Source organism: Phormidesmis sp. 146-33, assembly GCF_052939515.1.
Genome location: NZ_JBJPHU010000199.1, coordinates 1 through 7026 on the forward strand (window position 1 = coordinate 1; position 7026 = coordinate 7026).

Annotated in this window: 9 protein-coding genes; 3 read left to right on the forward strand and 6 right to left on the reverse strand. The window is 46.9% G+C overall.

What is annotated here, in order from left to right; all coding sequences use genetic code 11:
• Nucleotides 1–75: 75 nt before the first annotated feature.
• The 5 genes from ACJ2PR_RS34515 to ACJ2PR_RS34535 all read right to left on the reverse strand — a co-directional run bounded on the left by ACJ2PR_RS34515 (nt 76) and on the right by ACJ2PR_RS34535 (nt 4385).
• A complete protein-coding gene (locus ACJ2PR_RS34515; protein WP_446880438.1) occupies nt 76–1041 on the reverse strand; it encodes a Rieske 2Fe-2S domain-containing protein in 966 nt (321 codons plus the stop codon).
• Between the two features lie 65 nt (nt 1042–1106).
• Nucleotides 1107–1325, reverse strand: a complete 219-nt coding sequence (locus ACJ2PR_RS34520; RefSeq protein ID WP_446880445.1) for a WYL domain-containing protein — start codon at nt 1323–1325, stop codon at nt 1107–1109.
• Nucleotides 1326–1328: 3 nt separating this feature from the next.
• The gene (locus ACJ2PR_RS34525) at nt 1329–1823 is read right to left on the reverse strand and encodes a helix-turn-helix transcriptional regulator (protein WP_446880439.1); all 495 of its coding nucleotides are present in this window, start codon (nt 1821–1823) and stop codon (nt 1329–1331) included.
• A gap of 244 nt (nt 1824–2067) precedes the next feature.
• The gene (locus ACJ2PR_RS34530; RefSeq protein ID WP_446880440.1) at nt 2068–3546 is read right to left on the reverse strand and encodes an amidase; all 1479 of its coding nucleotides are present in this window, start codon (nt 3544–3546) and stop codon (nt 2068–2070) included.
• A gap of 473 nt (nt 3547–4019) precedes the next feature.
• Complete coding sequence (locus ACJ2PR_RS34535; RefSeq protein WP_446880441.1) at nt 4020–4385, reverse strand: winged helix-turn-helix transcriptional regulator; 366 nt, start codon at nt 4383–4385, stop codon at nt 4020–4022.
• A 124-nt stretch (nt 4386–4509) separates the two neighbouring features.
• Between ACJ2PR_RS34535 and ACJ2PR_RS34540 the strand changes: the two genes are divergently transcribed.
• The 3 genes from ACJ2PR_RS34540 (at nt 4510) to ACJ2PR_RS34550 (ending at nt 6467) form a co-directional block, all read left to right on the forward strand.
• Complete coding sequence (locus ACJ2PR_RS34540; RefSeq protein WP_446880442.1) at nt 4510–5421, forward strand: NAD-dependent epimerase/dehydratase family protein; 912 nt, start codon at nt 4510–4512, stop codon at nt 5419–5421.
• A gap of 465 nt (nt 5422–5886) precedes the next feature.
• Nucleotides 5887–6078 carry a hypothetical protein gene (locus ACJ2PR_RS34545; RefSeq protein ID WP_446880443.1) on the forward strand — a complete coding sequence of 64 codons (192 nt, stop codon included), beginning with the start codon at nt 5887–5889 and terminating at the stop codon, nt 6076–6078.
• Between the two features lie 53 nt (nt 6079–6131).
• Nucleotides 6132–6467 carry a Dethiobiotin synthetase gene (locus ACJ2PR_RS34550; RefSeq protein ID WP_446880444.1) on the forward strand — a complete coding sequence of 112 codons (336 nt, stop codon included), beginning with the start codon at nt 6132–6134 and terminating at the stop codon, nt 6465–6467.
• A gap of 87 nt (nt 6468–6554) precedes the next feature.
• Here the strand turns inward: ACJ2PR_RS34550 and ACJ2PR_RS34555 are convergent, their stop codons facing one another.
• The gene (locus ACJ2PR_RS34555) at nt 6555–6971 is read right to left on the reverse strand and encodes an amidohydrolase family protein (RefSeq protein WP_446880446.1); all 417 of its coding nucleotides are present in this window, start codon (nt 6969–6971) and stop codon (nt 6555–6557) included.
• Nucleotides 6972–7026: the final 55 nt, after the last annotated feature.

Below are 7026 nucleotides of genomic sequence, written 5' to 3' on the forward strand. Positions count from 1 at the left end.
CGCATGCGGGGTGCTGTGGGAGCTGGAGGGGAAAACCCTCCGGCGACCCGATTATACGGCTGTCGCCACTGAATGTCATCTACCAGCACTCGTGTCTTGAGTAGCTTCTGTTCTCTCATTTTTCACTGCGCGGTAGTACCAACGACGAAATCTCAGTGAGGGTTCATCAGTAGGCACATTATATCCTTCGTTTACATTGGGAACTTCACCGATTTGTGACTCAACCATAGTCCGATCGTCGTCGGATGCTGCAAAAAACTCAGCAAAATCGAAGTTACTCCGATCGATTCCAGGGTTGGGTAGAAGAACCTGCATAAATCGCATTTGCTGAGTGTTAATCGGAACGGCAAAGAAATGGGGAAGAAGAGGCATTCCGTCTAGGTTTAAAACGATATTATTCGGCTGATGCCAGTCAATTTCAGTTCCAGAGGATAAGGTATTGAGCCGATTAGTAACCGTCATCCCATCTGCTGTTGAAGTAACACTGATTTGGGCGATCGCATCTTTGTGTGCTGCGTCATTTAGCTCGCCACCAAATGAATTTCGATGAACAAAAGGAAGATGCAGATAATCCAGCGAAATATCAACTGCCTGTGTCCAATGAGCATTCCAGATCTCATGGTGAATTACATAGCGATCCTCGGACTCTAATAAGCTCGACGGCAACTCTGGTTCTGGCACATCTTCGGTTCCTGTAAAAATCCAGAGCATCCCTGCAATCACTCTGACCGGAAAGCTCACGATCGACAGTTTGGAAAGGTGATTTGGGTTGAGTGAGTTGAAGGGAACCTGAACGCAATCGCCATTTGAGGCAAACTTCCAGCCATGATAGGGACATTCAAGGCAACCGTCGGCTGTTACTTGTCCCTGTGAAAGCGGCGCACCGCGATGAGGACAGCGATCCAGAAACGCTGCAAACTGACCAGACGAACTCCGAAATAGAACGAGTGATTCGCCCGCTAATTCAACTGCAATGGGAACTGTCCCAATTTCAGCGACAGGCAACACAGGAGTCCAAAAGTTAGGAAACATCTCAAACATGGCAAAATCGACTCCATCACAAGTTCTTGGATGTTGTCCAACATAGAACTCTGCTCCTGACAGCGTTATGTCAGTGGCTGAAATCCAGATAATTTCATTCTCTCAAGTTGAAATTCTGTATATGTATCAAGATTAATTGCTTGACTTGGAAATTCAAAATCTGAAGCGAAATCAAGATCTTGAATGCGATCAATGCGGAAATCTCTGTAGGTTTTTCTGAGCGTACACCATGTTCCAACCGTCCATTTACTGCCCCAGCAGAATAGTCCCAACGGGAAGATGATTCTCTAAGACAGTTGCTCATTCAGGCTCATGTACTCGATTCTGACGGCTTTTTGCTGTTGAATGGCTCGATAAAGATCGTTCCAATACCTTAAGCTTTGGTCATTCAAAAGATGACCTAACGCTCGAATAGATGCGCGAGTTGGATCAAAACTGCGTGGTGGCAACACTGCTCCAATTTTGCTGAGAAGCGTTTTTGCTGCTGCCTCCAAATCAGTCCCAGTCGATCGCGACAACATTTCAACACCCAACATCAGAGCGGCAATTTCATCATGAGTTAAAGTGAGCGGCGGTAACTCAAAATCTTCATCCAGAGCATAACCGACACCAGGCTCACCGTAGACTGGAATACCACTCACTGAAAGATCGTCGATATATCGGTAAATTGTACGCACAGAAACACCAACTCGTTCAGCGAGTTGTTCTGCTGTAATGGGTTGGTGGGATCTGATAAGATTCACCAGTTGAAAAAGACGGTCAGCTTTCCTCATGCTGGACATCAATTGATCTTAATTGTTAAGGCATATAACCCTTCTCATCAACCGTATCGCACTTCTATACGTAAAAACTAAACTTAATCTGGAACATCTACAGACATCTTTTGAACCTCTGCCAAGACTGATAAATCAAGCCGTATAACGCTCCGGTTGAGCGGCGACCAGAAAACTTAAACGATAGACGAGAAAACCCTGCACGTCCGCTCCAACCGGCTTGTTATGCGGCGTTGCTACGAATGACAATCGCTCAGTAACCCGGAGGGCGTTGAAATCTACCGACGACTTGATCGATCTCCTGAGCGATCGCAAGCAATTCTATCTCTCGCCAACGCTTTCCAACGATCTGCATTCCAATGGGTAGCCCTGTCTGGGTTTTCCCGATTGGAATCACGATAACAGGATGCCCTGTAAAAGCAAATGGCATCGTGTAAGCACTTGACGCAAGAAGATAGGGAACTTGTCTACCATCGATTTCAGTTGCTGTTCCGCTAGGGCGATGCGTAAAAGCTGGCGTTGCTGACACTGGGCAGATCAGCACATCCCATTCAGCAAGCTCTTGATCCATTTGCACAATCAGGCGATCGCGCTCAGTCAGCGCCTCAAAATAATCTTTCAATTTTGGATTCAATAATGTGGGGAAAAGCTGACTCAGATTATTTAAGTTTCTCAGGGCTTTCTCGCCTTGAGTTGCTTCCCGAAACATAAAACTCAGTGCCCTGCGAGCTGTATTCCAATCAGATGCTTGGGCATAGACATTATTGAATGCTGTGACTTGATTACAAACTTGAAACATCTCAGCTAAGTCAAGGTTGTCTGGTTGCCAGCGTTGCACGTTCGACCCTGATGCAATCAGGGTTTGGATAACGGATTGAATCGCTGCCGCGATCTCGGAACAAACGGGAACTTCATCCCAACCATCCATCCATGTAATTTGCAGATTTGACAAAGACTTGCCAGATGGCGTGTCAAGAGGCACAGGCGGCACATCTGGTTGCAAAGGATCAGCACCCGCAATCACAGAAAAACATAATCGCAAATCCTCAACTGATCGGGCAAAACATCCCACGGTCATCATTTGACGGATGCACTTAGGCATTCCGGGGACTTCTGGAATATGCCCCCTCGTGGAAACGCGACGATCGGTTGGCTTCAAGCTATACACACCGCAGAAATGGGCAGGTTGGCGCATGGAACCACCGAAATCGTTGCCTAACTCTAACGGCGTTAAACCCGTTGCGATCGCCGCTGCACTCCCGCCAGAACTGCCTCCCGCCGTACAATTTAAGTTCCAAGGATTATTGACACGCGGAAAAAGACTATTGGTGCTTTGGAAATCACCCGCTAACTCCGCCAAATTCGACTTCCCTAGAATAATTGCTCCGGCTGCTTTTAGTCGTGCAATTACCGCCGCATCTTGCTTGGGAACATAATCTTTCAGCGGCTTATAACCTGAAGTTGTGCGAAGTCCTGCGGTTTCAAAAACGTCCTTGACAGTCATTGGAATACCGTGGAGTACGCCCCAATTTTTGCCTTGAGCTAGGTCTTCGTCGGCTTGCTTGGCTCGTTGACGAGATTGTTCTTCATCTAAGGTGCAAATCGCATTGATTTTGGAGTTGTGCTTGGCGATTTGCTCTAAATGAGCATCTAGCACCTCAACCGCAGAAACTTCGCGATCGCGGATCATCTGGGCAAGTTGACAAGCTGAGGTCAAAACAAGATCGCTCATGGTTGTATTGCAGTCGAGATGAGGCTAATTTTCAAGTACTTACAAACAGCACCAACTTAACATCAAACGCCCCACCGACATCCTTGACGTACAGCCCCAACCGATAAACTAAGCGGCATAACGGCAAAGGTCAGCGGCTATAGATCAACCCGAAACGCAGACGAGAAGGGCAAATCAGTCCGCTGCACCGACGTGTTGGGGAGCTTCTTCGCACTGAACGAGAAATGCTTCGCGCAACATGACGAAGAATCTTTGCAGCACCGCGATCAACGAACCCACAATCAACGAAGCAAACCAAACGCGAGACTCTCGAAACAACGAGTTGAACGAGAGAAGCCTGTATCTTTGCGCTCCCCGCGAGAGGCTGCCCAACGGCACAGTTGAGCGGCTGCTAGTATTTTATGCATCCTGACCCAAATCTAACAACAGTCCGCTCCAATCGGGTTGTTGGGCTGCTGCCACAGCGGAACGAGCTACTTAGCCTGATCTGTCGAACAAGATTTTGAATATCTTGTCATTTCAACATACTTAATTCCCCAAGCTTCGAGAGATAGCAAGGCTGGCTTGAGCAATCGACCTAAATCCGTTAATGAATATTCAACTTTTGGCGGAATCTCTGGATAAATCTTTCGACTAATGACACCATCATGTTCTAATTCTCGCAATTGCCTTGTCAAAATTCGGTGCGATAGTTCTGGAAAGGCGCGGTTTAGTTCATTAAATCGCTTGGGTTCGTCTAATAGGTGGTAGAGGATAACGCCTTTCCATTTATCAGCAACGACTTCTAGAGCAGCCTCTATGTAGCAACCGTGTGCCCCCTCGTAAGATTTATGTCTCATTCAGACTCCTCTCAAATCGCAGAATCAGTAACATAACTGTTACTGACGCACAGAAATGTACGCTCTTACGCAATTCTAAGCAATTTTGCATAATCAGATTGCAGTCTCATCCACAAATTGAGAAATGAAGATTTTCGTGACTGGAGCCTCTGGTTATATTGGCGGTTCGATTACTACTGCCCTAGTGTCTGCCGGGTACGAGGTGATGGGTTTATGCAGGTCAACTGATAAAGCAGAGCTGCTCAAGCAAAAAAGCGTTGAACCCATTCCCGGAACGTTAAATGATGAACAAGTTCTCTTTCAAGCGGCTCATTCAGCAGATGCCGTCATCAATGCCGCAGATGCAGATAACCCGTTTGTTGTAGATGTGCTGCTCCGGGCGCTTGAAGGTTCAGGCAAGAAGCTGATTCATACGAGTGGATCAAGCATCGTTGGAGATCGTGCGGCTGGCGAATTCAGCGATCGGATTTTTCATGAGGATATTCCACGTCCGATTCGCTTTGAGAAAATTGGACGAGTAGCAGTCGATACACGAGTCATCGAAGGAAGTGTTCAGGGAGTCCATTCTGTCGTGATGTGTCCTTGTCTGATTTATGGGCAGGGAACAGGGTTGCATCCTCAGAGCATTCAGATTCCTCGAATGATTGAGATCGCTAAGAAAGGTCGAACGGCTCGATACATCGGCAGAGGAGAAAACACTTGGTCAACTATCCATATCGAAGATGTCGTGAGCGCCTATTTACTGGCGCTTGAAAAAGCTCCGAGCGGCTCATTTTTCTTTCTCGAAAATGGAGAATCAAGCTTCAAAACAATGGCTGAAACGATCCATAGTCAGCTTGGCTTTGAGGGAACTGCTCAAAGTTGGACAGTGGAAGAAGCCGTTAAAGAATGGGGACAGGAAGGCGCTCACTTTGCGTTTGGCTCAAATAGTCGCATTCGTTCCAGTAAAGCTAGAAGCTTTTTAGAATGGATGCCTAAAAATCCGTCAGTGATTGATTGGCTGAATAATGCGGACTTGCAAGATTTCGCTACTTAATTTGCCCTTGAATCCCAACAAGTAACCCTGAAATACTGTCCTCGCTGATCACTTGAAAACAATTTAACTTTGAACACTAACAAGCAATCTTTCAACCACGCCCTCACCAGTGACTCAAGCAGCCCAACTATTATTTCTGCCGTTTGACTAGAACAAACAGTGTAAAAGGATTCTGAAGATAATTATCCTGTATACAATCAGCATAACTCCTGTTTTTCAAGGTTTTATACCAAATCTTCGCAGGATAACTCCTCTATTTCGGCACTTATACTGATCAATTCCTAGATTCTTTAATTGTTAGAGAAGAATTACTTGTAGCACCATTTGGGAGAGGCTAATGAAAAGTAGTCCGAAATGAGAAAGCTCTCTCGCTTTTCCGAAATAGGACGATCGAGCTTAAAAATCTTCAGGAAAGAGAGTTCTTTTTGTTGTAGTAAACTAAAGAAACGATTCGGAGATATAAATATGGCTCGACTGCTCAAGCGCTGGGAGTCTCCTCGCCGTGAGGGGCGCAACCACAAAGGCAAAGGCGGCACTGCCCGTCAGCGACAACTCAAAAAGCAAACTCAACTGCTAAGAAAGAAACTTCAAGACGGCTCACAGCCTGACAACGATGGGGGAGAGGACAAACAGAGTCTACTCCCTCTATTTTTTTGAGCAGCGAATCGGTAGGCTAAACTTAAAACATTGTTTGTGTGAGCGTTGCGATCGTGGATTATGACTCTGCTCGTCGTCTCTTGTTAGACCAATCTCGCTTTGGTGTTGCCGATACTTTTTTGGGGCGGCTCCAGCGCAGCCATCCTCCTATGCCGGGCCAGGTGACCTCAATTTTGCTGGCGTTGAAGGTGGTGTTTGAGGCGTTGAAAGAAGAAGGGGCGATCGATCGAGACCTTGCTCATGCCCTACATCTGCTCGCCAGCGAAGGGAGACAACTGTTTGAAGCGGGACTGAAAAAGAGTGCTGACTGTCCCCCACTACTCAATGAAGACTTGACCCGCATTGCATTAGCCGTAAAAAGCATTTTTTCTGGCATCTGGCAGAGTTGACGATGGTTTACTAAAACGCTTCTCGATGGCTGAGACGGGCGCAGGAGAAGCAATCCGAACCTTTCAAAAGGGTGTTGAGTGAGACTGTCAAGTTGCCAACGATCGCCAGGGTCTTTTCTTAAATCGCTCAGTTCCGGCTCGTTTTGCTAAATCGTCGGCGGCAATCTGGGCAGCTTTCATCACGTCTGCTTCGGATACAGTCGTCATTACTCGGTCTTGCATCACAATCTGACCGTCAATCATCACTAGTTCGGGTTCGTTGCCCAGGGCGGAGTAGACGAGGCTAGAGAGCGGCGAGTGAATGGGATTGGCGAAAAAACTGTCGAAGTTTAGCACGACCAGATCGGCTTTTTTACCAACTTCGATCGAGCCAATTTCAGCATCCAGTCCGATTGCTTTGGCACCGTCGATCGTCGCCATTTCTAACACTTTCTCGGCGGTGATGATGGTGGGGTCGCGGTGATAGCCTTTGTGAATCAATGCTCCAAACTTGAGGCTGTGAATGGCTTTGTTGCATGATTAGAAAAACGGTCAGATCCGCATTGGAATAGTCTTGGTA

Coding starts and splice junctions, on each gene's coding strand:
- ACJ2PR_RS34525 (WP_446880439.1), bottom strand. CDS start 1,823: ATGTCCAGCATGAGGAAAGCTGACCGTCTTTTTCAACTGGTGAATCTT.
- ACJ2PR_RS34540 (WP_446880442.1), top strand. CDS start 4,510: ATGAAGATTTTCGTGACTGGAGCCTCTGGTTATATTGGCGGTTCGATT.
- ACJ2PR_RS34535 (WP_446880441.1), bottom strand. CDS start 4,385: ATGAGACATAAATCTTACGAGGGGGCACACGGTTGCTACATAGAGGCT.
- ACJ2PR_RS34545 (WP_446880443.1), top strand. CDS start 5,887: ATGGCTCGACTGCTCAAGCGCTGGGAGTCTCCTCGCCGTGAGGGGCGC.
- ACJ2PR_RS34515 (WP_446880438.1), bottom strand. CDS start 1,041: ATGTTTGAGATGTTTCCTAACTTTTGGACTCCTGTGTTGCCTGTCGCT.
- ACJ2PR_RS34530 (WP_446880440.1), bottom strand. CDS start 3,546: ATGAGCGATCTTGTTTTGACCTCAGCTTGTCAACTTGCCCAGATGATC.